The sequence below is a fragment of the Mesobacillus maritimus genome (assembly GCF_023715205.1).
In the GTDB taxonomy this organism is placed as follows: Bacteria; Bacillota; Bacilli; order Bacillales; family Cytobacillaceae; genus Mesobacillus_B; species Mesobacillus_B maritimus_C.
Genome location: NZ_JAMBNR010000004.1, coordinates 235720 through 262002 on the forward strand (window position 1 = coordinate 235720; position 26283 = coordinate 262002).

At 38.3% G+C, this 26283-nt stretch carries 24 protein-coding genes and 1 riboswitch; of the genes, 17 read left to right on the plus strand and 7 right to left on the minus strand.

The features are described from left to right. Window positions 1–152 precede the first annotated feature (152 nt). Together M3182_RS07525 and M3182_RS07530 are read left to right on the plus strand one after the other, a co-directional pair. Window positions 153–1793 carry a long-chain-fatty-acid--CoA ligase gene (locus M3182_RS07525; RefSeq protein ID WP_251428855.1) on the plus strand — a complete coding sequence of 547 codons (1641 nt, stop codon included), beginning with the start codon at window positions 153–155 and terminating at the stop codon, window positions 1791–1793. Between the two features lie 16 nt (window positions 1794–1809). Further along, a complete protein-coding gene (locus tag M3182_RS07530) occupies window positions 1810–2586 on the plus strand; it encodes an SDR family oxidoreductase (protein ID WP_251428858.1) in 777 nt (258 codons plus the stop codon). 65 nt (window positions 2587–2651) lie between these two features. Here M3182_RS07530 and M3182_RS07535 read toward each other — a convergent pair whose 3' ends face one another. Beyond that, window positions 2652–3449, minus strand: coding sequence for an alpha/beta fold hydrolase (locus M3182_RS07535; RefSeq protein WP_251557567.1), 798 nt, complete (start codon window positions 3447–3449; stop codon window positions 2652–2654). A gap of 125 nt (window positions 3450–3574) precedes the next feature. Here M3182_RS07535 and M3182_RS07540 point away from each other — a divergent pair, with 125 nt between their 5' ends. The 4 genes from M3182_RS07540 to M3182_RS07555 are packed head-to-tail and all read left to right on the plus strand — an operon-like array spanning window position 3575 to window position 6396. Then, window positions 3575–3949 carry a hypothetical protein gene (locus M3182_RS07540; protein WP_251428877.1) on the plus strand — a complete coding sequence of 125 codons (375 nt, stop codon included), beginning with the start codon at window positions 3575–3577 and terminating at the stop codon, window positions 3947–3949. 53 nt (window positions 3950–4002) lie between these two features. Next, entirely contained in the window at window positions 4003–4650 is a 648-nt protein-coding gene (locus M3182_RS07545; protein WP_251428881.1) for a hypothetical protein, read from the plus strand. A gap of 27 nt (window positions 4651–4677) precedes the next feature. Continuing rightward, window positions 4678–5310, plus strand: coding sequence for a polyhydroxyalkanoate biosynthesis repressor PhaR (locus tag M3182_RS07550; protein WP_251428884.1), 633 nt, complete (start codon window positions 4678–4680; stop codon window positions 5308–5310). Window positions 5311–5331: 21 nt separating this feature from the next. Then, a complete protein-coding gene (locus M3182_RS07555; protein WP_251428887.1) occupies window positions 5332–6396 on the plus strand; it encodes an alpha/beta fold hydrolase in 1065 nt (354 codons plus the stop codon). A gap of 65 nt (window positions 6397–6461) precedes the next feature. Here M3182_RS07555 and M3182_RS07560 read toward each other — a convergent pair whose 3' ends face one another. Continuing rightward, window positions 6462–7250 carry an alpha/beta fold hydrolase gene (locus tag M3182_RS07560; RefSeq protein WP_251428890.1) on the minus strand — a complete coding sequence of 263 codons (789 nt, stop codon included), beginning with the start codon at window positions 7248–7250 and terminating at the stop codon, window positions 6462–6464. Window positions 7251–7509: 259 nt separating this feature from the next. On the opposite strand from M3182_RS07560, the gene phaQ reads away from it, so the two are divergent. Together phaQ and M3182_RS07570 are read left to right on the plus strand one after the other, a co-directional pair. Next, the gene (phaQ, locus tag M3182_RS07565) at window positions 7510–7947 is read left to right on the plus strand and encodes a poly-beta-hydroxybutyrate-responsive repressor (RefSeq protein ID WP_251429208.1); all 438 of its coding nucleotides are present in this window, start codon (window positions 7510–7512) and stop codon (window positions 7945–7947) included. Then, the gene (locus tag M3182_RS07570; RefSeq protein WP_251428893.1) at window positions 7931–8515 is read left to right on the plus strand and encodes a hypothetical protein; all 585 of its coding nucleotides are present in this window, start codon (window positions 7931–7933) and stop codon (window positions 8513–8515) included. The genes phaQ and M3182_RS07570 overlap by 17 nt, the downstream gene beginning before the upstream one ends. A gap of 114 nt (window positions 8516–8629) precedes the next feature. Here the strand turns inward: M3182_RS07570 and M3182_RS07575 are convergent, their stop codons facing one another. Continuing rightward, a complete protein-coding gene (locus M3182_RS07575; RefSeq protein WP_251428896.1) occupies window positions 8630–9115 on the minus strand; it encodes a QueT transporter family protein in 486 nt (161 codons plus the stop codon). Between the two features lie 6 nt (window positions 9116–9121). Further along, window positions 9122–9166: riboswitch (PreQ1 riboswitch) on the minus strand. 239 nt (window positions 9167–9405) lie between these two features. On the opposite strand from M3182_RS07575, the gene M3182_RS07580 reads away from it, so the two are divergent. The 3 genes from M3182_RS07580 (at window position 9406) to M3182_RS07590 (ending at window position 12015) form a co-directional block, all read left to right on the plus strand. Then, on the plus strand, window positions 9406–9714 hold the full coding sequence (locus tag M3182_RS07580) for a YkvA family protein (protein ID WP_432806593.1): 309 nt from the start codon (window positions 9406–9408) through the stop codon (window positions 9712–9714). Beyond that, entirely contained in the window at window positions 9714–10484 is a 771-nt protein-coding gene (locus tag M3182_RS07585) for a TerC family protein (protein WP_251428899.1), read from the plus strand. Before M3182_RS07580 ends, M3182_RS07585 begins: the two co-directional genes overlap by 1 nt. A gap of 196 nt (window positions 10485–10680) precedes the next feature. Further along, complete coding sequence (locus tag M3182_RS07590) at window positions 10681–12015, plus strand: hemolysin family protein (RefSeq protein WP_251428902.1); 1335 nt, start codon at window positions 10681–10683, stop codon at window positions 12013–12015. 80 nt (window positions 12016–12095) lie between these two features. Here M3182_RS07590 and M3182_RS07595 read toward each other — a convergent pair whose 3' ends face one another. Then, on the minus strand, window positions 12096–12611 hold the full coding sequence (locus M3182_RS07595; protein WP_285867375.1) for a GNAT family N-acetyltransferase: 516 nt from the start codon (window positions 12609–12611) through the stop codon (window positions 12096–12098). Between the two features lie 245 nt (window positions 12612–12856). Between M3182_RS07595 and M3182_RS07600 the strand changes: the two genes are divergently transcribed. Next, window positions 12857–13924 carry a DUF2157 domain-containing protein gene (locus M3182_RS07600; protein ID WP_251428905.1) on the plus strand — a complete coding sequence of 356 codons (1068 nt, stop codon included), beginning with the start codon at window positions 12857–12859 and terminating at the stop codon, window positions 13922–13924. Further along, window positions 13917–14462, plus strand: coding sequence for a GDYXXLXY domain-containing protein (locus M3182_RS07605; RefSeq protein ID WP_251428908.1), 546 nt, complete (start codon window positions 13917–13919; stop codon window positions 14460–14462). Before M3182_RS07600 ends, M3182_RS07605 begins: the two co-directional genes overlap by 8 nt. A gap of 661 nt (window positions 14463–15123) precedes the next feature. Here M3182_RS07605 and M3182_RS07610 read toward each other — a convergent pair. Beyond that, on the minus strand, window positions 15124–18198 hold the full coding sequence (locus M3182_RS07610) for an efflux RND transporter permease subunit (RefSeq protein WP_251428912.1): 3075 nt from the start codon (window positions 18196–18198) through the stop codon (window positions 15124–15126). Window positions 18199–18673: 475 nt separating this feature from the next. Between M3182_RS07610 and M3182_RS07615 the strand changes: the two genes are divergently transcribed. Both M3182_RS07615 and M3182_RS07620 read left to right on the plus strand, forming a co-directional pair. Beyond that, window positions 18674–21130, plus strand: coding sequence for a S8 family serine peptidase (locus M3182_RS07615; protein WP_251557568.1), 2457 nt, complete (start codon window positions 18674–18676; stop codon window positions 21128–21130). A 171-nt stretch (window positions 21131–21301) separates the two neighbouring features. Beyond that, window positions 21302–22531 carry a glycoside hydrolase domain-containing protein gene (locus M3182_RS07620; RefSeq protein ID WP_432806690.1) on the plus strand — a complete coding sequence of 410 codons (1230 nt, stop codon included), beginning with the start codon at window positions 21302–21304 and terminating at the stop codon, window positions 22529–22531. Window positions 22532–22679: 148 nt separating this feature from the next. Here M3182_RS07620 and M3182_RS07625 read toward each other — a convergent pair whose 3' ends face one another. Beyond that, complete coding sequence (locus tag M3182_RS07625) at window positions 22680–22802, minus strand: DUF4023 domain-containing protein (RefSeq protein ID WP_251557570.1); 123 nt, start codon at window positions 22800–22802, stop codon at window positions 22680–22682. Between the two features lie 160 nt (window positions 22803–22962). On the opposite strand from M3182_RS07625, the gene M3182_RS07630 reads away from it, so the two are divergent. Further along, on the plus strand, window positions 22963–23478 hold the full coding sequence (locus M3182_RS07630; protein WP_251428923.1) for a GNAT family N-acetyltransferase: 516 nt from the start codon (window positions 22963–22965) through the stop codon (window positions 23476–23478). Between the two features lie 44 nt (window positions 23479–23522). Continuing rightward, the gene (locus tag M3182_RS07635; protein WP_251557571.1) at window positions 23523–24623 is read left to right on the plus strand and encodes a DUF4236 domain-containing protein; all 1101 of its coding nucleotides are present in this window, start codon (window positions 23523–23525) and stop codon (window positions 24621–24623) included. Window positions 24624–24807: 184 nt separating this feature from the next. On the opposite strand, the gene M3182_RS07640 is transcribed toward M3182_RS07635, so the two are convergent. After that, window positions 24808–26169, minus strand: coding sequence for a cytochrome P450 (locus M3182_RS07640; RefSeq protein ID WP_251557572.1), 1362 nt, complete (start codon window positions 26167–26169; stop codon window positions 24808–24810). Window positions 26170–26283 lie beyond the last annotated feature (114 nt).

Genomic DNA, 26283 nt, shown 5'->3' on the forward strand with positions numbered 1-26283 from the left:
TTTTGATTCGACAAATTCTTCTTATAACATGAGGAATTTGTCGAAATGGCACCGTTTACAAAAAACTATTTTCTAACAATAATTTAGATGTTAGAATATTCTGCTCAGTTTGTATAGGGATAAAGCTTAAATTCATCTTGGAGGTCGGGAGTATGGTATATCAGCAAAAACCGTGGTTGAAATTGTATGATCCAAAGGTTGGTGAAAACGTTACTGTAGACTACCATTCGTTATTCAATTTACTTGAACAAGCAGCAATTACATATAGTGATAAACCGGCTTTAACCTTCTACGGCAAGTCTTGGAGTTTTCTTAGTGTCAAAGAGGTAGCAGAAGGATTTGCAGCATCCTTACATAGCAATGGTTTTCAAAAAGGGGACCGCTTAGCGATTATGCTACCGAATAGTCCACATTATATTTTTAGTTTATTTGGTGGCTTTAAATTGGGTGGAATAAATGTTCAGGTTAACCCCATGTACGTGGAGAGAGAGATTGAACATGTACTAACAGACTCGGCTACTGAGTATATGGTTGTTTTAGACACACTTTACCAAAAAGTGAAACATGTACAGCCAAAGACGGCTTTGAAAAAAATAGTTGTTGTTAGTTTAGGTGGGGAGAGACTTCAACTTGAAGAGGGAGACTGTTACTTTGAAGACTTCCTAACGGAAGGAGTAGTTGTTCCTGAAATACCAATTGATCGAGATGAAGATGTAGCAATGTTGCAATACACGAGTGGAACTACTGGGCTTTCAAAAGGTGTCATGCTGACCCATAGTAATTTGCTTTCCAATGTGGTCCAAGTTTGTGACTTCGTCTATCGACCTATGGATGACCAAATCCCAGAGGACTTTAAAATCATTAGCGTTCTTCCAATGTTCCATGTGTTCGGTCTTTCTTGTAACGCGATTGCGGGTATTAGAGAAGGAGCAAACCAGTTGGTATTGCCAAGGTTTGACCCTAAAGAGTTAATGGAAATTGTGAAGCGTGAAAAACCATTTCAAATGTCAGCTGTTCCGACAATGTATTTTGCTTTAAATAGCCAGCCTGACTTAGAGGAGTATGGGTTCGGAAATATTAACTATATGAGTAGTGGTGGTGCTCCACTTCCTGTTGAACAAGCGAAGGCATTTGAACAGAGAACAGGCGGAAAGCTTCTAGATGGATACGGTCAATCAGAATTATCACCTTCTCCAATTTTTACTCCGCCATTTCTTAAATCGAGAGCCGGTAGTGTGGGAGTTCCTATTCCTGGAACAGAAGTGCGGTTAGTAGAAGTGAAAGAAGATGGCACGATGGTTGATGTACCTGTTGGGGAAGCGGGGGAGTTAATCGTCAAAGGTCCTCAAGTGATGAAAGGATACTGGAATCGTCCTGAGGATACGGAGAAAACTATTAAAGATGGATGGCTATTAACGGGTGATATCGCGAGAATGGATGAAGACGGATATTTTTATATCCTCGATCGTAAGAAAGATATGATTATCGCTAGTGGCTATAATGTCTATCCTCGTGAAATTGAGGATGTTTTATACCAAAACAATGCAATTGAAGAAGTGATTGTCATCGGTGTCCCAGATGAATACCGGGGTGAGACGGTAAAGGCGTTTATCAAAGTGAAACAAGGGTATACGCTCACAGTTGAAGAGATTATTTCTTATGCTAAAGAAAATTTAGCGCCATACAAAGTTCCGAAGCAAGTAGAAATATTAGATGACCTTCCAAAGTCATCTGTAGGGAAATTGCTTCGCCGAGTTTTGAGAGACCAAGAGATTCAAAAAATAGGAGTTTAAAAGAGGGGGATTTGGAATGGATATCAAGGAATTATTTAATCTTCAAGGTAAGACAGCAATTGTAACAGGTGGAGGCAGAGGTTTAGGTGAGCAAATTGCGACGGTTTATGCGGAAGCAGGAGCGAACGTTGTAGTATGTTCTAGAAATGAAGAGGCTTGTCAACAAGTGAGTGAGCGTCTAAAGGAAAGAGGAGTTCGCTCTTTGGCGTTTAAATGTGATGTCTCAAATGAAGAAGAAATCAATAATGTCGTCAATGAAACCTTAAAAGAGTTTGGAACAATTGATATTTTAGTTAATAACAGCGGAACAAGCTGGGGAGCACCGGCATTAGAGATGCCAACGGATAAATGGGATAAAGTAATGGACATTAACCTTAAAGCGATTTTCTTATTTTCTAGAGCTGTCGGCAAAGTGATGAAAGAGCAACGCTCAGGAAAAATCATCAATATTGCTTCCGTTGCTGGATTAGGTGGACAAGATCCTAGAATGATGGATGCGGTTGGATATGCAACAAGTAAAGGTGCCGTTATCTCATTTACAAAAGACCTTGCCGTTAAATTAGCTCCATATAATGTGCATGTAAATGCTATTGCACCTGGATTCTTCCCTACGAAAATGACTAATGGTCTACTTGATCATGTAGGTGAGTTTATTCTAGACAGAACCCCAGCTAGAAGATTTGGTTCTGATCACGATATGATGGGACCTGCATTATTCCTAGCCTCGGGTGCTAGTGATTATGTCTTTGGTCATATTCTGTCAGTAGATGGTGGAATCTCAGCACTGACTTAATGGATGGATCTTAATTTCTAACTAACATTATAGAAAAGGAATGCCGTTGTTGGCATTCCCCTCATTTAAATTTTGGTTAAGAATTCAACGACTCGTTTATTAACCGTATCTTGGTCCTCGGTTACATACAAATGTCCGGCACCAGGAACGGTATGAAACTCAGCGCCTTTAATCCTTTGTTTCAAAGTCAGTCCGTTTTCATAAGGAACGAGTTTATCTGCATCCCCATGAATGACTAGTGTCGGAACTGAAATTTGGTCCAGTTCGTTATAAGTATCGTGGGCTAAACATGCTTGTAATTGGAGCATATACCCATGAGGTGGAGTAGGAATTTGCAGTCGAACCCTTATGTCTTCTTCGATGGCATCACGGTTATTTTCAATAAATTGCTCACTATAAAGAATGGGAACTGCTGCCCAGGCAGATTCTTCCGGTGAAACGGAGGCTCTGGACAGCATCGCCATGGAAACTTCAGCACTAGGCTGAACATGGTGGCTACCACCAGATGTTGTACATCCGAGCACAAGTGATTTTACTCTATCTGGGTAATTAATTGCGAGACGCTGGGCAATCATTCCACCCATAGAGATTCCATATACATGGGCTGAATCTACATTTACGGCGTCTAAAACAGCTTTAGCATCTTCGGCCATTAGCTCAATGGAATAAGGAGTTTCGGGCTTTGAACTTCTTCCTACACCACGGTTGTCGAAAACGATTACTTGGAAGTTTTCAGCTAATTTGGGTAAACTTCTTTTCCAAGATAATGAATTATGGGAAAGCCCCATAATTAGTAGCAGAGGCTCGCCATTGCCATGTACTTCATAATAGATGTCAATATTATTTGCCCTTGTAATAGGCATAATAGCAACTCCTTTATAATTTATGATGGTAAAATATATGGAATTTTCGTATAATTGAGAACATGAAATAGAAATAATTAACAGACATTTATTTTACAGCACAGAGTTATACATGGAGGATTTTTATGTGGACTTTCGACGAAGAGTCAGCGAAAAGGTATAAGAAAATTGAAGCCGACTTTAACCGGGAGATCCTATCCATGATGAACAATATGATGGTTGTTTCAAAATTCGGACAAGCAATGGAAGACCATCTGGATGAGGTTGTTGCTATTAGGAAGTTGACTAAATCTATATTGGAGAAATTGGGTCTTCCTGAAAGAGATGAAATTATCGTCTTATCAAAAAGAGTCATAAACCTAGAGGCACGATTAGATCAGTTAGACGATCTAGTTTATGATTCAATGCTTGAAATGAGAGCGTATCAAGACCAGTTAAGAAACTTGTCAAAGGAGTTGGCTGAATTATCCGCCAATTTCGATGACGATGTACTGGAATAGTTTCGTTCCTCACTTACTAGATTCTATTATTTTATATAAAGGTGGAGAGAAACATGGCTGAAAACAAAAAAGCGAAACAAGAAGAAGTAAATGAACAGCAGGTTGCTGTTGTTGAAGAAGCTCAAGCACAAGAAGAGGCGAATGAACAAGCTTTATCAAGCTTAGAGCTTCTATGGAAAAATGCCTATGTAGAGTTAGACAATTGGGCAGAACGTGGAAATTATCGTGATGAAATCTTTTTAAAGGCCGTAAAGGACTATTCTGAAAGTGTGAAGCGTAACCGTGACAATATCAAAGAAGTTACGGAACAGTTTAATAAGGAACTTGTCGAGTGGCAACGCACTGCTCGTGAAGAGTTTCTAATGTCAACAACGGCAATCCAACATTTCTTCCCTATCAGATCTTACGAAGAAATTAATCAGCTTTTTGACCGAATTCAAAAATCAACAGTAGGAATTCTTAGCGCTCCTTACCGAGCTGTTAATCCTGATCAGGCCCTTGATAAGTATATTGCAACTGTGGAAAAGTACATTGAACTACGTAAAAAAGGACGTAATGAATATGTCGCTACAGTAAAGAAGACATCCAATATCGTACAGCAAAATCAAAAGGTTTTTGTTAACTTATTTTCGAAACAAGTAAAAGCATTATTCCCGTTAAATAAACATATGGAAAAGACAGAAGAAGTAACTAAATCATAATAGACTAATAGATTAGGGGAGATAAGGATGGCAAAAGAAAAATACGATCCATATAAGGGGTTTAGGGAACTAACTGGTTTATGGGAGAAACAAATGAATTCCATGTTACTAGGTTGGTCAGATAACAATGAATTTATAAAGTACTCAAGTCGTCGAATGGAAAATTACTCACGTTATCTTGAATTGGTTAAAAAGAATCAAGAAGCGATGGCGAACCTTATGAATATTCCAACAAAGTCCGATGTGAAGAATGTTGCGAAACTAACCATTCAGGCAGAGGAAAAAATCGATGCTCTTGAAGAGCAAATTTGGAATTTACAAGATACCTTTACCGAAGTGAATAAGGGGAACATGGAGTTTTTTGCAGAGCTTGTAGAGATTTCCAAGCAATTGAAAAGTGAGCTAGACAAAAATGTTAAAGAACTTCGCGAAGCTAAAAAGGTCAAAGCAGACCTTCAGAAATTACGAAAAGAACTTTCTGATGCAAGTGAGCTAAAGGCCGAGTTTCAAGTATTACGCCAAGAACTAGCTGAGGTAAATAACGTCAAAGCAGAATTGCAAGAACTAAAACAAGAACTAGGTCAAGATCAAAACCAATCAAAGCAGACAGAAAAAGCACAGGAAAAAAAAGAATTAGAGTTGGCAGGAGCCGGTAAATAAATTGGGAAGTAGGGGTAATGAATGGCTGTAGAATCACCAGTTAAAGTTCCAGTTTTGGACTATGAAAAGGAAATGAAGCGTTGGAATCATGTATATAAAATTTTAAGCGAAGGTGATCCAAAGATTGAACATTCACCACGTCAGTTGGTATGGCGTAAAAATAAAACGACTCTTTGGCATTATGCTGCAGAAGAAAAGAAATACAGTACACCTTTGTTCTTTGTATATTCTCTGTTAAATAAGCCTTATATCTTGGACATTAGTCCTGATACAAGTGTCATCAAAGGTCTGACAAAACGTGGCTATGATGTCTACTTGCTTGATTGGGGCGAGCCAGGACCCGAAGATGCAGATATTAGTTTTGATACTTATATTCTTGATTATTTAGAAAAAGGAGTAAAGCGTGCGCTTCGCCATTCAGGCGCTGAAGATATTTCCGTGGTGGGCTACTGCCTAGGAGGCACAATCGCATCAATCTTTGCTTCTATAACAGATCTCCCAATTAAAAACTTAGTTGTAGCTACTGTACCGATTGATTATAGTGTGGGAATTGCTCCTGATAAGTGGCTTGAGGGCTTACAAAAGGGAGAGTTAAGCGTTGACCGCTTTGTCGATGTTTACGGTACGGTTCCACCTGAGTGGGTCAATGTCATGTTTAGAAGTTTGGCACCAGTTAATGTTAGTCCGTATGTTGGACTATTAACACGTGCTCATGACAGCCGCTATGTTGATAAATGGCGTAGAATGGATAAATGGTTGAATGATGTTACTCCGTTCGCGGGAGCTGCATTTAAGCAAATGTTTGGTGATCTAATGAAGGATAACAAACTTGCAAAAGGTGAACTTGTAATCGGCGGAAAACATGCGGATCTAAGCAATATTGATTGTAGCTTCTTGGCGATTTCTTCTGCTAATGATAGTTTAATAGCTGAAGGGCAAAGTTTACCGGTAATGGACCTTATCTCGAGCGAAGATAAAACGTACAAACTAGTTGAGGCAGGGCATGTATCCCTTGCATTAAGTGGAATGTTTGCACCGATTGTAGACGAATGGCTTTGTGAAAGATCCGGTAAGATTGGGGAATAAAGTGTAGTTTTCTTTGGTTAAATAGGAGGGGGAAGGGTATAGCCCTTCCCAATCTGTTTATATTGCTATGCGGTTTCTCGGAAATTCCTATGCTTTGTAAGAAAGGATGTCACAATCCGATTATACCTGTCTTTGGCTTCAAACTTAGGCACATGACCAGTATTTTTCATAATCACAAATTCTGAATGGGGGATTAGCTTATGCATCCAGAGTTGAATCCAAGGTGGCAAAACGGCGTCGTATTGACCTGCGATAATTAATGTCGGTACTTTAATTTTTGGTAATAACGACAAATTGTTTACTTGCATGCAAGCACGACCTGAAGCTAAGAACGCATTGCGCTCTGGTTGATAGCTTTCAATAAATTTTTTGATCGAATCTTCCTTCCAAGAATAAAGGCATTTCTTTGCAGCTATGTCTCTTCTCTCCGAAACCGTTAACTCTTCAATTTGTGATTCCCTATATTTCATGTAAAGTTTTCCGAGTCTTTTCGGTAGGTAATGGAATGTACACGTTAAAATAAGTGATCGACACATCTCTGGTGCTTGGCGGTAAATCTCTTGTGCCACAGCTCCTCCCATTGATAGGCCAAGTATGTTAGCGCTTTCAATTTTTAACTCATGTAACAAGCCAATCACATCTTTTGCGAAGGTTTCAATTGAAATGTCCTCAATGATTTTATATTCACCATGACCACGTAAATCCGGAATAATTAGTTCATAAGACTCAGAAAGTTCATATTGGCTCTGCCAACCTTCTTTTACTTCACCAAGCCCATGAATCAAAACAAGAGGTTCACCGGTTCCAAAGTGGAGATAAGGGATTCCAGTCTTACTTAGCTTTGTGTTTATCATAGTCAACCACCTTTATCATTTTTATTTTTATTCCCAAAATAGAATCATTCTAAACATTCATGGAATGTTCATAATCTTTTTACAGTTTATGTATATGTCGTATTAGGACCAAAGTTTACTCTATATATGTAAAATACATATAACTGGATGAAATTGGCTTGACACACATTTATTGATAGGTGTAAAATACATATAGAGAAGCAGCTTAGAATTTCTGTTTTCCTCTATGTGTATTTTACATATAGGTGAGGTGTTGAGTGTGGTAAATAATGATAGCAACCAATCTGTTAATCCATCTAAGAATTTCGTACTACCATTCATTTTATTGCTTCTAAGTAGAGTATCTCTTCATGGTTATGAACTTAGCCAAAAGCTTCAAGCCTTTGGGTTTAAAAGCATTGATCAGGGAAACCTCTATCGATTGCTAAGGAAGCTTGAAGCGGACGAGCTAGTATCCTCTGAATGGGATACATCAGGAAATGGTCCTGCAAAAAGAAAATACTCCATTACAAAGGCTGGTATCACCTACCTAAGAGGCTATGCCAATCAACTTGAAACTTATCAGTCCATGTTGGACCAATTTTTCTCAATGTACAGCAGTTTTTTAGAGCTCTATATCCCTTCATTTTCGTCAAGGGATTCCATAGAGAAAAAAAGCAATGATAAGAGGAGGAAAGATGATGGCAAAGAAAAATGAAGTTAATGAACAAGTAAACGCAACGGACTTATTTGTAAACACTTTATGGGATCAATATGAGCAGTCCCTGGAAAGAGCAAGAAAATTCCGCGAAACTCAGGAAGATGCTGTATTTAATACTTTTAAAGAAGTGATTAAGTTTAACAAAGAGTACAGAAAGTCGGTTGGAAGTCTTTATCAGCAAACAAGAAAAACAAACCGTGAATTAACTAAAGGGATTATCCAAAATGTTTCGAACAGAGAAGAAGCGAAAAAGCTTGAAGCTAAGGTGAAGGATCTTGATGAAGTCACAAACCAATTAAAAAGTGTTACAGAGCAAATGGAAAAGCTAGCATTAACGCCTGTTAAATCCACTGTAACATTTATTGATCAGTTTGAAGACAGCTTAGAAAAAAGTGCTGAGTCTTACCTAGTTTATTCTCGTGAGCGCCGTAAAGCTTGGCAACAAGTCACTGATCAATATGTAAAACAAGCTAGAAAAACGAATCATGAGGCAGTAGGTTTCGTAAGAGATAAGTCAAAAGAACTTATTAAAGCAACTAAAACCGAAGAGCTTGTGAATAGCTAAAATAATACGAAAGACCACCAGTTGTATGGTGGTCTTTTTTCTTGTTTGAGAAATATAAACTGTCAAAAAACAAAGATGTACACTTATTTTAGAAGCTAATTACTTACTAAGAGTCTAAATCATCTTACTAAAGTTCACTCGTTTATGAATCGCGTACATAATTGGAATCCCAACGGCAAGGACAACCAATTCACCTGCAGCTGTTGTAAGCCAAGTGAAGAAGAAAGGCAAGTTAAAGGCAAGTTTAAGTTCAATGGCAATGATGAACATATTAAAAGTAAACACAATTGAATTGACAATCATTAAGCCGATCATGCTTTTAATGTATTTAGCTGCAAAAATCGTTATTAATAAGGAAATGACAGAATGTAAAACTCCAAAAAATAAATCATATGCAACAATTGGGGAGAAAAATAAATTAGTTAAAAATACCCCTAGAACAATTCCGAAAAAATACTTTTTGTTAAACACAATTAAGTGATTGAACATTTCTGAAACGCGGAATTGAACATTTGTAAAACCAAAAGGTTGGATGACAGCTGAAACTGCAATATATAAAGCTGCTACAATTCCATTGCCAACTATTGTTCGTATATTCAAGTGTATCTCTCCTTAGTTTTTTTACGTGGGAGGTTCTCGAACCACGTGTGGTGGTGCATAAACGACATTTAATCAGTATAAGTCAATTAGCTAAAGAGCACAATATATTTTTTGTTGGGAATTTACCCCTGAATTGACAACGATTCTTGTGTAGAATTAATGCTTATGTATTTCAAGTCTTCTAACTATTAGGCAAAACCGCTACTATGGTATGGTTTTGCTATTTGTAAACCTTTACCAAACAGTAAAGGTTTTTTATTTGCTCAAAATAAGCAGAGAAGGAGAGGGTTATGTTGAAAAAATTTCTAAAACGCATTCGCTTCATCTTTAAATTTTGGAAGTCTATCCCTTTCATTATTGACTTTTTCTTATCAAAAGAGGTAGCCCTTTTTAAGAAAATGTTCAGTGCACTACTGGTATTAGCTTATGTATTTTTCCCATTAGATCTTATACCAGACTTCTTCGCTCTCTTCGGTTTGGTGGATGATCTTATTATTGCTGGTTTTATTGTTGAAAGAATGGTTAAGTGGGCTCCGGAAACACTAAAAGAAAAATATCATCTTGACCGCAACACACAGAATTACGAGGGGGATTTATAGTGGAAGTATCGATATTACTTGAATATGGATGGGTTTTATTGGTCTTAATTGCCCTTGAGGGTTTATTAGCTGCAGATAACGCTTTAGTGTTAGCAATTATGGTGAAACACCTTCCTGAAGACCAACGAAAGAAGTCCTTGTTTTATGGATTAGCAGGGGCTTTCGTTTTCCGATTTGTTTCTCTGTTCATTATCTCTTTTTTAGTCGATGTTTGGCAGGTTCAAGCCATTGGGGCACTGTATTTGCTATTCATTGCGATTAATCATATCGTTAAAAAATTGTTCTTTAAAGAAAAAGAAGAGCATAAACCGGATAAACCGAAAAAGCAATCAGGCTTTTGGACAACAGTGCTTAAGGTTGAGATTGCTGATATTGCCTTTGCGGTTGATTCAATCTTAGCAGCTGTCGCATTAGCAATGACATTACCGAATACTCCGCTACCATCGATTGGCGGGATGGATGGCGGTAAGTTCTTAGTGGTCTTTGCTGGAGGTCTGATTGGAGTGATCATCATGCGTTTTGCAGCAAATTTATTTGTTAACCTTCTTCATTCAAGGCCAGGTTTAGAGATTGCGGCTTTTGTCATCGTTGGATGGGTGGGGGTTAAACTAGCAGTTCTAACATTAGCCCATCCCGCAATTGGGGTCATCTCTTATGAATTTGCCCATTCCACTGCCTGGAAGACCACGTTCTATGTAGTCCTGATTGGAATAGCTGCAGCGGGTTGGTTCTTATCAAAGGAAAAAGCAGCAAAGCAAACAACTGCATAAGAGTTACTAGGCAGGGAGCGACCATAAGCATTCGGATAACTCCCTGCTTTTTTGAATGTGTAATGTTGCGTAGAAAAGAATGAAATAGTTCATATTAAACAAAACTATAACAAAACTTACATAAATAGCTTCCCAACAGAGGTTTTAATCCACTTATACTTGAAATATGGGAATTTTTACATTGGAGGTGGTGTCAATGGGCATCGAAATCATCATCCTGGTAATACTCATTTTATTAAACGCTTTTTTTGCCGCATCAGAAATGGCCCTTGTATCAATAAATGATAATAAAATCAAAGTTATGGCCGAGTCAGGGGATAAACGTGCGATAATGGTTCATCAATTGTTATCCGAGCCTAGTCGATTTTTAGCTACAATTCAAATCGGAATAACCTTGGCAGGCTTTTTAGCTAGTGCTTTTGCAGCTGGGAGTTTCGCTGCGGTGGTAGCTGACTACTTTTATGATTTAGGTGTTCCTCTAACACCATATTTACTTGAGACCATCTCCACAGTCCTGATTACGTTGATTTTATCTTATTTTACCTTAGTGTTTGGGGAGTTAGTTCCTAAAAGACTCGCCTTGCAGAAGGCAGAGGCAGTTTCTTTTTTTGCGGTCACACCTTTAACTTGGCTATCGAAAGTAACTTATCCGTTTGTTAAACTGTTAACTTTGTCTACAAACTTACTCGTAAAATTGTTCGGATTAGACCCAAATGCAGATGATGGTGAGGTGACCGAGGAGGAAATTCGAATGATGGTTGATGTGGGACAAGAAAAAGGAGCGATTCAAGAAGCGGAAAAACAAATGATTAACAATATTTTTGAATTTGACAATAAGACCGTTTCCGAAATTATGACCCACAGAACGAATATCGTGGCAATCCCCGTAGACAGTAACTTAAAAGATACAGTACACACAGTTAATGTTGAAAAATATACGAGAATTCCAGTATTCGAGGAGGATCTTGACCACATTGTTGGGATTTTCCACGTGAAAGATTTAATACAATTTCTTGAAAGTGGCGATCAAGAAGCGTTTGATTTAAGAGGCCTACTTCGTGAACCTTACTATGTATTAAAATCAATTCCGATTGATCATCTGTTTCGTGACATGCAAAAAAATAATGTCCAGTTGGCAGTCGCCATCGATGAATATGGTGGGACAGAAGGAATTGTCACAATCGAAGATTTAATTGAAGAGATTGTCGGTAATATTTTTGATGAATATGATGACCCAGAGTTAGATCAAAATGAAATTGAAGAAATTGATCAATATAATTATGTTATGGCAGGAATAACGAATCTTTATGAGGTTGAAGATGTTTTAAACATAGAATTGCCGACACAAGATTATGATACTCTAAGTGGGTTTATCATTGGTCAATTAGGCTATATCCCAGCAATCGACGACCGACCGGCGATTGAATATCAGGACGTTATCTTTACAGTGGAAGAAATGAATGATCGGCGAATCGTCAAAGTAAAGGTGAGTATGAAAGAACCAGTTAAACAGGATATCTTGTCTTCCTAAATAGAGATTTAAAAGGTCACGTTAAGATGACGTGACCTTAGTTAGTAGCGTGTAATTCATTCTTCTAATACTTTGACTTACTATGTTAATCGTGAAGTACTTTCAGGGTTCTCTAATAATAATTGATAGTATAAGACATTTTGCCATTCCCCAAATTTAAAGCCAACTTCTTTTAATTTCCCTGCAAAGTCAAATCCAAAATGCTCGTGTAATCGAACACTTGAATCATTCCCTTCCGTAATTCCAGCTATTATCGTGTGAAATCCAAGAGATTTTGCGCGTCCAATCATATCCTCCATTAATATTTTTCCAATTCCTCTGCCACGGGCGTTTGCTGATAGGTAAATGGATATTTCGACTGTTTTCGCGTACGCTTCTTTTGGATTATATGACGATATCCCGCAATAACCTAAAACTTCCCCGTCTAGCTCAGCAATGATTAAAGGAAATTGCTCATTGTATTTGGCGAACCACTGTTCACGTTGGTTGAGTGTTTGTTCTTCTAAATCAAAGGTTGCAGTTAAATTGCGAATGGCTTCATTATAAATCTCAAGCATTGCTGGTATATCTGTTGAAACTGCCTTTCGAATGTTCAAATTTCATCCCCTCGTCCTTCTATAAATTAACACAAACTCATACGTTTTCTTGGTAAAATAAAAGTAGAACTTTGAGAATATTATCTCCCCAGTAAAAGAAATTTTAAAGTCTTTTCTTTTGGGTAGCTGCTTTGTTTATTCACTCCATATTCTTTATGAGGAGGCGAGTGATAGGAATTTATACTTTGAAAGATAAGAAAAGACCTACCTTGGAGATAGCAATAAAATGAGAAAGGAGTGAGAAAATGTCCAAGCGTAAAGTGACAGCAGCTGATTGGAGGGTTATAAAAAGAGAATTAGAATTCATGAAAACTAATGGGGTATTGGAAGTAGATAAGATCAACGAGATTGAAAGAATTTATGAACCTAAGCGGGTTTCATTTACGAAAACACTCCTATACGTAGGAGCGATTTTAATCGGAGTCGGTATTCTTAGTTTCGTTGCCAGCAACTGGGCGGAAATTGGGAAGCTGACAAAGTTTTTAATGATTATTGGTTTGTTTATTGCATGCTTTTTCACTGGTTATAAGATGGAAAGTACTCTGCCGAAAACAGCAAAAAGTTTTTATTATTTAGGAGCTATCGTATTTGGTGCAGGCATATTTTTAGTGGGCCAAATGTTCCATTTTGGTGGTGATTTCCAGGATGCGTTTTTATGGTGGTCACTGGGGATTATGCCTTTGGCATGGGTTATACGTGATAAACGGTTACTCCTCGGTGCAGGGATTCTCATTTTGGTTTCTATGACTGATGCTACCATCTTTAATGGTGAAGTCATTCCTTATTGGATTCTCCTGTGGATTGTATCAATTTGGTGGTTAAATAACAAAATAGGTTTCTCGGCACCAAACGGCTTCATACACGGCTTGCTTCAACTTGCTTTTATTGCGTCAATTCTCAATTATTTCCTCCATGATGTTCAAGATACAGAATATATTTATGGCTTGGTCTTTTTATTAATTGGGATGGGGCTAGTACTAATGGAAGGGAAAATCCGTGATATCTATGTTTCCTTAGGTTTTCTTGTCCATGGTGTGGCGGCACTACTGTTATCACTTGAAGAAACTTGGCCAAATGAATGGGTTTATCTACCGTTTTCATTTCTTTATGTAGTCTATTTATTTTACTATATTAAAAAAGGAAGTTTGTTCAGTATTGTTCTGTTATGCATGATGATTTTCAGGTTTTACCTTGATTATACCTTTGCTTTCTTGCCAAAATCCCTCGTATTTATCATTGGTGGAATCATTTTACTAGGGTTTGGATTTTACTTCGAAAAGCAAAGGAAGAAAGGGAGGAATCATCATGCCTAAGCGTGCCCAACAACTCATTCTTGCTTGCCTTATTCCAGTTGGTATATTACTAGGCATGACAATCACTCCACTGTACACCTTATTGGTTGGAGAGGAGGTAGTTCTTCGAACGGTACCGGTTGACCCAACCGATTTGTTTCGAGGCGATTATGTTGTTTTGCGGTATGAGGCAGAAGAGCTTCCTAGTACCTTAGTAGATGAAGATGTTCTCTCCCAGCTAGATAAAGGTGGGGATAACTTGGATGTCTTTGTTCCATTAGAGTTGCAAAATGGTATACATGTACCAACAAAAGTAAGCCTCACAAAACCAGATACAAATTTGTATCTGAAAGGGAAGCTGCAGTATATTGGACCTTCTTGGACGACTGACACTGCAGGTGTAGAGGTCGCGCATATCAGCTACAGTCTCGATAAATACTTTGTTGAAGATAATACGGGGCTTGAGTTGGAGGATGCCTCAAGAAATGGAGATATCCTTGCAAAGGTAAAAGTGAAAAATGGTTATGCATATTTAGTGGATCTTTCAATTGAAAACTGATATAGAAAACAGCTGGACACTGAACACCATTTGTTAACGGGTTATTGTTCGTTCCTATCACAAACATTAAAAATGCAAGTCAAATGAGTGCCAATTTGCTATGAATTGACACTCATTTTTTATGGTGTAAAAGCTACTTAGGCGAAAAAAATATAAATTTTTATAGAGAAATGAGCCTTGAAAAAATTAAAAATAAGCGGAAATTTTCCGGTTAGGCTGCAGGATAGTGCTCGATTCTTGGAATATAAGCGGAGTTTTTCCGATTAAGCAAAGCAGCAAAATTACCCATTTTCACGTATTTTGAATCAATAGTCGGAATCCTTCCGTCTATTAAAGTTATTTTCAGTGCCATTTCCTTAATTAAGAGATAGTTCTCCGCTTATTGGTCAAACACCATGCTGACTCCCTATCTGGGTCCACAATTTTATAGATAGGGAGGGAACAGAATATTGAGGGAGTTCAACAGGTACCAAAAATGACTCAGTATCATAACTGAGTCATTTTATTTATTAATATAAAACGAAGTAAAAATTTGGCTACATTTTTGATGTAATGAATGATTGTATGACAGGTAACGGGAACCCGTTAACCGCTTGCGTTCAGCTTTTTCCTACTTGTTCTTTGGGTTCCAATCTGTAGCGGATATCATCTGGAATCTTATTTAAAGCTTGCCAACTGTTGGATTCTCTTGGTCAATTACTGATTTCGTCGAAGGATCAGACTTTAATTCAATCGCATGATCCGCTATACTAGCCTTTTTTCTTGAAAATAAGCGATAAACAGCTGGAATCAGCAATAAGGTAATGAACGTAGCAAATAATAGCCCTGAAATAATCGCTGTAGCCATCGGTGCTTGGTAATTTCCTGAAGTGCCTGTGGCTAGAGCCAGTGGAAGCATTCCCCCCACAGTCGTTAAGGTGGTCATAAAGATAGGCCGTATGCGATCCTTTCCTGCATTTACTAAAGCCGTTTCAATGTTTTCGCCTTGTTTTCGAAGTTGGTTGGTTCGGTCGACAAGTAGAATCGCATTATTTAAAACGATACCAATTAACATGACAATCCCCATACCGGACATAAGACTTAATTCTCTTTGGGTCAAAAATAAACCTAGTGTTACACCGACAATTGTCATTGGGATTACAGACATGACAATCAATGGATGGAACAAATGATTAAATTGGACAGCCATCACCAAATAAACTAAGAAGATGGCCATTCCTAGGATTAAAATCATTTCCTTGATTAATTCCTGTTGCTGCTCGAGGTCGCCAGCAACAGTTACCTGATAGCCAGTGGGAGGTTCAAAATCATCGATTACTTCCTGGACTTCTCGATTGATGGATCCGAGGTCTTTCCCTTCGATATCAGCATAAATAGACAAGTATCTTTCCCCATTAGTATGATAAATTTCGTTAGGTGTCTTGATTGATTGTAACTCGATGAAACTAGAAAGTTTTTTATCTCCATCTGAGGTTGGCACCTTTAAGTCAAGAATAGCAGCTTCCGTATCTGTTACTTCCTCCCACTTTATATGGAGTGGAACACGTTCACCTTCCATCATCATTTCGCCAACAGGCATTTGTAAGAAAGCCTGTTCAATCATTTGTTTTATTAGCATAGGTGATATTTCAGCATCCTCAATTGCCTCTTCTTTCAAGGCAATTACTTGTTCAGTGGTGGTTCGATTCATTGAATTGGTCACACCAACAATACCGTTAATAGCTTCTAATTCTTTCGTGAAATCACTAGCAATGGATTGTAGTTTTTCAAAGTCCTCCCCTTTAATGGATAATTGAACGGGGTACCCGCTTCCTCCGGTCATCGCATTTTGGACACTTTCAATCGGATAATCTTTTTCTAATGCTCTCAGAGATTTAAAAATGGCTTCATTTACTTCTTTTTGGTCAGTCGTAATGTCGTCTCCTTTAGTCATATTTATAATGGTATAGAAAATCCCACCGTTATCCATTACATAACTGGTTTCAACATCATCAACTCCATTTAGCTTTTCAGTTATTTCGTCCACAATGGTTTCTTTTTCTTCTATAGTAATACCTGGTTCAAGATTCACCATCAACTCTGCATAGCGGTTTAGAACATCAGGCATGATTGTCATTGGGATTTTCGTGATTAACACAAATGATCCTGCAAACATCATGATAAAGAGAGCGATAATCGTTAAGCTTCTCCGCTTTTTTTGAACAATCCATTCTAGTATATTTGTATAGCTTCGCATGATTGGTCCATCTTTGCGGGCTTTTTTCGTAGGGTTTAGTTGTAAAAACTTCTCGGAAAGAGACGGAATCAACGTAAATGAGATGACAATCGAGCTGATGAGCGTAAGGGCAATGACCATGGATAGTACAATCATCATTTGCCCCATCTCACCACCGAGCATCCCGATTGGGAGAAATACAACTACGGTTGTGAGCATAGAAGCAATGACCGCTGAAGCGACCTCTTGAACTCCTTCCAATACTGCTGTTAGTTTCGGCAGTCCCTGTTCTTTTTTTCGATAAATCGATTCTAGAATTACGATTGAGGAGTCAACCATCATTCCAATTCCTAGCCCTAAGCCGATAAGTGTCAACATATTCAAGCTATAATCAAACAGCCACATAAAGGTAAAAGTCAATAAAACAGAGGTAGGTATGGTAAGGCCTACAATGATGGTGGCACGGATGTTTCTTAAAAACAGCAATAAAATCACAATTGCGATCGCAGCACCGATGAGAATATTTCCTGTAACGCCATCAATAGAATCTTGCACATAATCAGCTTGCGCTACGATTTCATTAAGTTGGAAACCTTGAATTAGGTTATCCTCTCTTATTTGTTCAACTTCAGCTCGTACCGCATTTGCCATATCAATTTGAGTCACATCAGATGAGCGGCCAACTTGAACAAAAATAAAATCTTTTGAACCATTTTTCCATACATTTGAAGAGTTTTCTACCGGACTGAAGGAAATGGTAGCTACATCTTGTAATTCAGTGAAACCTGTTTGATTTGCGATAGGGATCTTCTTTACATCCTCTAGATTTGTTAGTGTTGTATCCCATCTAAGGAGTGGTGAGTCATTATCACTCGTTAATTCACCAAGGGTGGCTTCATTATTTGATTCTCCAATGGCAGTGATGACTTGATTTACATCAAGGTCATGTTTCACCAGTTTTTCTGGATCAAATTCGATGATGATTTCATTTTCGACTAAACCCGCAAACGCAACATCGCTTACCTCAGATAAGTCTTCTAATCTAGGTTCTAGAACATTTGTAGCAAAGTCTGTCATGTCGTCCATGGTTCCACCAGATAAATCCAAGAAGAACTCATAACTCTGACTTGTTCCAAATTGTCCAGCCTCATGGTTGGTGATTTCAGGAACCTCATTGGCTGTGGCGGTCACAATGCTCTCTACTTCTTTAAAGCTTTCTTCCCCTTTTCCTTGCTCAAAAGTTAACTGGAGAGAAGACCTTCCGATGGCAGTGCTGGAATCTATCTTCTCCACGCCATCTATACCAAGGAGTTTTTGCTCCATTGGTGTTGTAATTAACCGTTCAACTTCAATTGCCGGAAGATTATTTGCGCTTACTTCTACATATGCACCGTCCATTGCGACTTCGGGCATCAGTTCTTTATCAAGGTCGATAATAGCGTAAGTACCGACCAATATAACGAACAAAGACACCAGGCTAACCAAGATTTTCCGATTGATAATAAACTTTAGTACCTTCACAGTCATCCATACCCCTTTATTCTCGAATTATAGAGAATTGTAATTTTGTACCCCAAAATTAAGTATAGTCGTTGTTGTGTGAAAAAATAAGTTTAGTTAAAAGAAAATTACAAAAAATTTACCAAAACTCATATTACCGGCAATGGTGATAAGCAGGGTTTAATTTGTAGATGAGCGAAAAAATTCTCTACGCTTTTAGCGTAATCTTTTTTTATACCTTCAAACACGACCCAGAGATAGATTTTAAATTCAGACTTAAGACTTAGAATACAGAGGACTGTCAATCTAGGTCTTAATATCTATACTTCATAGAGAGTTCTAGGTAAAAGGGTTCGGCAAAAAATGTAAAAAACAGGTCTATGTACCATAGGAAATTATGATGGGATAGTATTATGATTATTAGTACAAATAGTATATATTTTATGATAATTAAAATAATTTCAACATTAAATCTAAAAGGGGTCGATTTTAAACTATGGGGAAAAAGTCATTCAAAACGATTCTTGCCAGCACGGCAGTTGTACTAGCTCTATCTGGTGCTGGGTCTGTAGCTGCAGCACCAGTAAATGTGATGCAAACACCTAAAGTAGCAGAATTGGTTGGGGATTTTGACTTTTCGTCTTCAGCAAAAACAAAGGTGATTGTTGAACTAACAGAACCTTCTATCGTTGAAGCGAAGCACAAAGGACAAAAGCAAACAAAGCAAAATCTCTCAAAAGCTCGTAATCAAGTAAAATCAGATGTTAGTAAAGTAGTAAAGAATGCAAAGGTAAATCGTGAATATGATTATGTTTTTTCTGGCTTCTCAGTCGAGCTTCCTGAAGACGGTGTTCCAGCATTATTATCTGTACCAGGAGTAAAGGCTGTCTATCCGGATGTTACATACACTACGACTAATGTTGGAGAAGGTGAAGAGATATCAGCGGAAGATTTTAGTCCAGAAATGATGGATAGTGCACCATTTATCGGGTCGAATAAGGCTTGGGAATCTGGATATACCGGAGAAGGTGTAACAGTAGCCGTGATTGATACCGGTACAGATTATACTCATCCTGATTTAGCTCATGCTTTCGGTGATTATAAAGGTTATGACTTTGTAGATAACGACAAAGATCCACAGGAAACGCCTGAAGGGGATCCTCGTGGTGAATCGACACAGCATGGTACACACGTAGCTGGTACGGTTGCTGCGAATGGTCAAATTAAAGGAGTAGCGCCTGAAGCTGAATTGTTGGCTTATCGCGTCTTAGGTCCTGGCGGAAGCGGAACAACTGAAAACGTTATTGCTGGTATTGAAAAAGCAGTGGAAGATGGCGCAGATGTTATGAATCTTTCACTTGGAAACTCTTTAAACGATCCTGACTATGCTACTAGTATTGCATTAGACTGGGCAATGTCCGAAGGAGTTGTTGCGGTAACATCCAATGGAAATAGTGGACCGGAAAACTGGACTGTTGGTTCCCCAGGAACATCACGTGATGCCATTTCTGTAGGAGCGACACAGCTTCCATACAATGTATATGATTCTACTATTTCTACTTCGGAAGGCGTTAACTATCCTTCTGCAAAGGTGATGGGTTACCCGAGCGATGAAGAGCTTTTAGCACTTAGCGGGAAAGAATATGAATTTGTTGATGTTGGATTAGGGGCTCCAGAAGATTTTGAAGGAAAAGATCTTGAAGGGAAAATTGCATTAATCAGCCGTGGTGGATTTGCGTTTGTTGATAAGGCAACAAATGCAAAGAATGCTGGTGCTGTGGGAGCGATTATCTATAATAATGTTGCAGGTGAACATGCAGATGTTCCAGGTATGGCGGTTCCAACCATTAAAACAACGCTTGAAGATGGCCAAAAGCTCTTAGGGGAGATAAATAGCGGAATTAACACGGTTTCATTTAATATCCAATTCAATTCAGAAGTTGGAGAAACGGTAGCTGATTTCTCTTCTCGTGGTCCAGTGACAAGCACGTGGATGATTAAGCCAGACGTATCTGCACCTGGAGTAAATATTACAAGTACGGTCCCAACACATGACGCAGCAAATCCACATGGTTATGCAGCGATGCAAGGAACAAGTATGGCTTCTCCACATGTTGCAGGTGCCGCAGCTCTGGTTCTTCAAGCAAACCCGGAGTGGAGTGTTGAAGATGTAAAAGCTGCACTTATGAATACTGCAGAAGAGGTCATTGATCCTGGAACTGGACAAGCTTATCCACATAACACACAAGGAGCTGGAAGCATTCGGGTTGTAGATGCAATCAAAACAGACACGTTAGCTACACCAGGAAGTCATTCTTTTGGAGTGTTTGACAAGAATAAAGGGAAGCAAGTCGAAAAGCAGCAGTTTACGATTAAAAATCTATCTTCAGAAAGAAAAACTTATAGCTTTAAAGTTGATATGGGAGAAAACTCTAAAGCAGTCAAAGTATCCACTAGCAATAATTTGAAGGTGAATGCTGGTAAGTCTCAAAACGTAAACCTAAATGTACAAGTAGATGCTAGCAAATTAGAGCCAGGCTATTATGAGGGAACCATTACAATTAGTGACGGTACTGAAACAATGGATGTACCGACAATCTTATTCGTTCAAGAACCAGATTATCCACGTGCTGAGTATGTCGGAATTGCTCAACAAGCCGATGGGAAATTTGAAATTCAAGGCCTATTCCCTGGCGGGGCAGAGTCGGTTGAGTTGTTTGTATATCTTTCTAATAAAGATGGACAACCAGTAGCTTATTTGGGGGATATTGCCACTTATGAGAATGTTCCTGCCGGATACAGCTCCTTTGTATGGGATGGTACAGTTGCTGTAGGTTACAATGGTATTCCAAATGGATATAAGCTGCCAGCTGGTAATTACTATAATGTCTATGCTTATGCAACTTATAAAGGTCAAACCGATCTTGCAGGTGTTAATTTCTTATTAAAATAAAATTCACTAAAATAAAAGCCACTTGGGTTTATATATCCAGGTGGCTTTTTTGTATCGTGTTGTTACATGAACATTACGTTCTAATAATTTGTCAATCACAATTGGTAATAATACCCTAATGCTCACCAGCCTAGATCTCTTTGCATACGATGTCATGTAAAGTGAGGAGGGGTGAGAGCTTTGGGGAAAAATAAACTCTTTACAGTTGTCCTATCGGTTTTTTGTACGGTAATCTTGTCGTTCTTTGTCTTTGCGTTTGTAGACTTTACTGCCTCAGGACCGGGGGGAGGCACAACCCCTGCAGAAGAGAAGCCTAATAATGATTCGGAAGATAAATCTAGCAGTGAGGAAGAATCAAAGGAAGGTAATACTGAAGAAAATAAAACAAACGAAGAAAAGAATGGAAAAACCGATGTTACTAATGATATCGAAAATAACGTAAATAGTGGAGAAGGTGGAGACTCCGAAGTCAGTAATGATGTAGACAACAACGTAGATGGAGATAATGCGGATGTAAGCAACTCAATCGAAAACAACCTTGAAAATAGCGACAACAATAAAATTGATAATAGTGTGACAAATAATATTAATGTCAGTGTGAATGTAAATGTATCAAATGATATAAATAATAATGCCAATAATGACAAAGACAATAAAGATAACAAAGGCTCTACTGACGGAGATAAAAAGGAAAACGAAGACGACAATAAAAATAACAATGAAGAGGGCAACAAGGAAGGAGATTCTGGCGAGGATCGACTCATATGGGGAGTCGATTCAGCCAACCTCACTACGGAAGACATGCTTAGTTGTGTTGAGGATAACTTTGGCTCACCTGAGATTTGGGGCCGTTATTTAGGAGATAAAGATGGAGTTTCAAAAGGTTTAACTTCGGCCGAAAAGGATTTGCTTCACTCGAATGACATTAAAATTCTACTAATTTGGAATCAGTTTACGGACGGAACAGGATATGAGAATGGGAAAAATCAAGCACAAGCAGCAATCGAAATGGCAAAAGATTTAGGAGCTCCAGAAGGAGTGGCGATCTTTGCGGATATTGAACCCGATTATCCAGTAGATTCAGAGTTTATTAAAGGTTGGTATGAGGTCATGAATGAGTCTCAGTATGAACCTGGTATTTATGGTGTGTTCGATTCTAAGCAGGATTTATATGCAGCTTTAGAACAGGCAGGGCAAGAGAATGAAGAGCTGCTTAAGAATACCTATGTTTGGACAGCCGCCCCTAGTATGGGGATAACAACAGAAGATAATGCCCCTGATTATAACCCTGAAGCTCCAGAAAATGCGCTTATTGGTGGATGGCAATATGGCTTAGATGCGTCAGCTTGTACCATTGATACAAATTTATTCCATAGCGATATTTTGGATGTGTTATGGTAACGCAGCTTTTGCGATGGTTTGTTGATATCGTTAGTAAATGAGCGTGAGCCTTAGAGTACTTTCTTGTCAAAGTTTGAAAATAAACGAAATTAAGAAACGTTTAAGGGAAACGGCATCAGCCCCGTTTCCCTTTTACATTCATCATTGGTTATTTATTTCGGTTCGTTGGCAACTTTGCGCTAGGATTATTTTTACCTTGGCGTTTACGATTTTGCTCATCTTTTTGTTGTTTATCATGAAGCTTATTTAAAAATTCATTCGTGTTTTCCATATCAGTTCCTCCTTGGTGAAAAATAACTCTCTAGTTACTTTAACCAGTCTCAAGAGAAAACATACGATTCGGGAATGGTCACTGTAACATTGGTCAAAATAAGAAAATCACAACAACCTAACAATGGAAAACAAAAAAGATCCAGAGGAGAATTGATAATATGGATTCAGAAATTATGCGGGCCAACTATGCAGATATCCCGATTATTACAGGGATGTTTGAAGACTGTAAATCCTATTTAGAAGAGCGTGAGATATTGCAATGGGATGAACAATACCCTAGTAAAGAATATTTTGAAACGGCCTTTGCTGGAGAGAATCTATTTGTTCTAAAACTAAATGGGGAGATACAAGGGGCAATGGTTTTAGATGAATGGCAAACCCCTGAATGGGCCGAGGCAAATTGGACCGAAGTAGATAGAGCCCCACTTATTCTCCATTCTTTTTGTGTGCACCCCTCTTTTCAAGGAGGCGGTTATGGTGGCAAAATGTTGGAATTTGCGGAGCGGTTTACCGAGCAACAAGGATATCCTGCACTAAGATTGGATACATATGCCGGAAATGAAGGTGCGGTAAAGTTTTATGAGAAGCGAGGATTTAAAAGAGTTGGAAAGGTAAGGTTAAACGGAAAACCAGAAGGACATGAGTGGTATTATTGTTTTGAGAAGATCTTTTAAACAAATATCTATATTTAAGGCTTCCTTTTATGAAAGGATGTGTGATGAAGTTGGGATTACGTTTTCGAAAAAGTTTTAAAATCGCACCAGGTGTCCGGGTAAATGTAGGAAAGAAAAGTGTCGGAATGAGTGTTGGCGGAAAAGGCCTGCGATATTCAGTTAACAGTAGTGGGAGAAGAACAAGCACGGTTGGGATTCCTGGTACAGGGGTATCTTATTCAACAACTTCTAGTTCTAGGACCTATAAAACAGAGGCCTATAAACGTCGCAGTGCTTTATCGAAGTTGGAAAGAGAACAGCAAAAATTGGAAGAACAAGAATACAATCAACTTCAAGTGGACCTTTATAATAATCGACTTGAACAAATTCGTTCAATTCATCATGAAGCTGATGACCCCGTCGATTGGGAAGAGGTGTTTCGGCGTAACCCTCCTTATCAAAAAGGTACAGAAGGGCCGAATGAAAAAGATGCGAAACAACAATTAAGTGCTTATAAACCGGGCTTTTTTGAGAAGTTATTTAAAAAAGATGAAGTGAAAGTAAAAAAGTTAGAGGCAGATGTACAAGAAGGTATTCAACAAGACATCGAGCACTGGGAAGATTGGCAAAGAGCACAACGTATGGCTAAGCGTATTCTTGATAAAGACATTGATGCCTATTTAGAAGTCATCAATGAATTTGGACCACTGGACGACCTGCTCGAATTTGGAAGTTGTTTCGAATTCGGAACCGACCAACCAGACCTTATTCATGTGTCATTTGATGTACATCCCGATAGTGTAATTCCTGAACAAACATTATCGTTAACAAAAACGGGGAAGCTTTCAAGAAAAAATCTGACAAAAACAGATTATTATGATCTTCTTCAAGACTATGTTTGCGGTAGTGCTTTGCGAATTGCGCGCGATATGTTTGCTTTGTTGCCTATTGCCACAGTATTTGTTCATGCCTATGAAGATCGGCTTAATACTGCAACTGGACATCAAGCAAAAGTAGCCATTCTATCAGTAAAGTATGAAAGAGAACGTCTTGAGAAACTAAATTTCACTCAGTTAGATCCTTCAGATGCGTTAAGTAATTTTGAACATCATATGGTGTTCAAAAAGACAAAAGGTTTTGATGAAATTAAAGAAATTATTGTTTAAGAGTATATTGTTTCAGTACTAGCTCTTTCCTGATTGAGGTAAGAGCTAGTGTCTTTTCCCTTCTTTCTAATAAAAAGGCTCTTTACTCAAACTGGATGCTTTAGGATTTTAATAACAATCTTTCCAAATACCCTTTTAAAAAATAGATCGCATACTTAAATTTGTTCATGCAGAAAGAGTGAAATTAGTTATTTCTTCTGGTTATCACCATTTTCAATGAAGGCTTGGGTCTTAGGGTAATAAGTGGTTGAGGTTTGATTTCTACATGATCAGGGATTAGATGAAGTTGATATTTTTGTGCAATACATGCCAAGACTAGCACCATTTCCATGAATGCAAAGTGATTACCAATACAAACTCTTGGACCTCCACCAAACGGAAAGTAAGCATAAGGAGGTATCGTTTTAATAAAGTTATTTTCAAATCTTTCTGGCTTAAATTCCTCAGGATGCTCGAAATATTCTGGGAGTCTGTGCATGACGTATTGACTCATTAAGACCATTTCTCCTTTTGTAAACTGATAACCACCAATTTCAACTGTCTTGTCCACTTGGCGACCAATCACATAAGCAGGCGGATACAACCTGAGTGATTCCCTGATGATATTTTGTGTATAAAATAGTCTTTGGAAATGCTCGGGTTTTACAGGATCATCGCCGACCACAGTATGAATTTCCTCATGAAGCCGAGCTTCTACCTCAGGATGTTGAGCAAGTAAATAATGAGTCCACGATAAGGCATTGGCAGTTGTTTCATGGCCTGCTAAGAAGATGGTCATGAGTTCGTCGCGTAACTGTTTATCTGTCATTCCTAACCCATTTTCTTCATCTTTGGCACTCATTAAGATGCCAAGCAAATCCTCTTTTTGCTTATCTTCCTGTCTTCTATTCCCAATAATTTTAAAAAGCACTTCATCTAGTGCTTGGACAGTTTGACGATATTTACGGTTATTTTGTGTTGGAATCGACAGGGGAAGTGGGATAACAGATCTCATTCGTTTTATAGCAAGCTTCATTGCTTTTTCTACGGATTCACCAATTAATTCATGTCCTTCTTTAAAATCTAAGCCGAACATCGTTTTCGTAATGATCCCTAGCGTAATATTCATCATATCTTGGGAAACATCAGATTCTAGAGCTTTATCCCATTTGGAGATATAAGCTTCTGTCGTGTCAATCATATCTTGGGCGTACGATTTGATATGTGTTTTTTTGAAAGCAGGTTGAATAAGTCTCCGTTGTTGCAAGTGCTGTTCCTTCTCGCTTGTTAGGAGTCCATCCCCTAGTATCACCTTTAATGATTGAACATCACTTGATTTAATAAAATTCTTTTGCTCCGTCACTAACACTTCTTTTATCAACTCGGGGTCTGTTAGTAGAATTACTTTCTGGAATGGACCTAACCGAAAGCGGACAATTGGGCCTTGTTCCCTTGCCAGCTTTTCTAAAAATTGTAACGGATTGTGTTGGAATTCTTTTAGGTGGCCAGTAAAGAGTTTGCCATCGGTTGCTTGAGGGATTTGTTTTAAAACAACAGTTCTGTCCAATTAGTTTAAATTCTCCTTTCCTTCTGAATTCTAGGAATTACTATATATTAAGCCGGATAAAGATGAATGGTGTCTAAAATGGTAGAAATGCCAAGGCCCGTTTATGCGACAAAC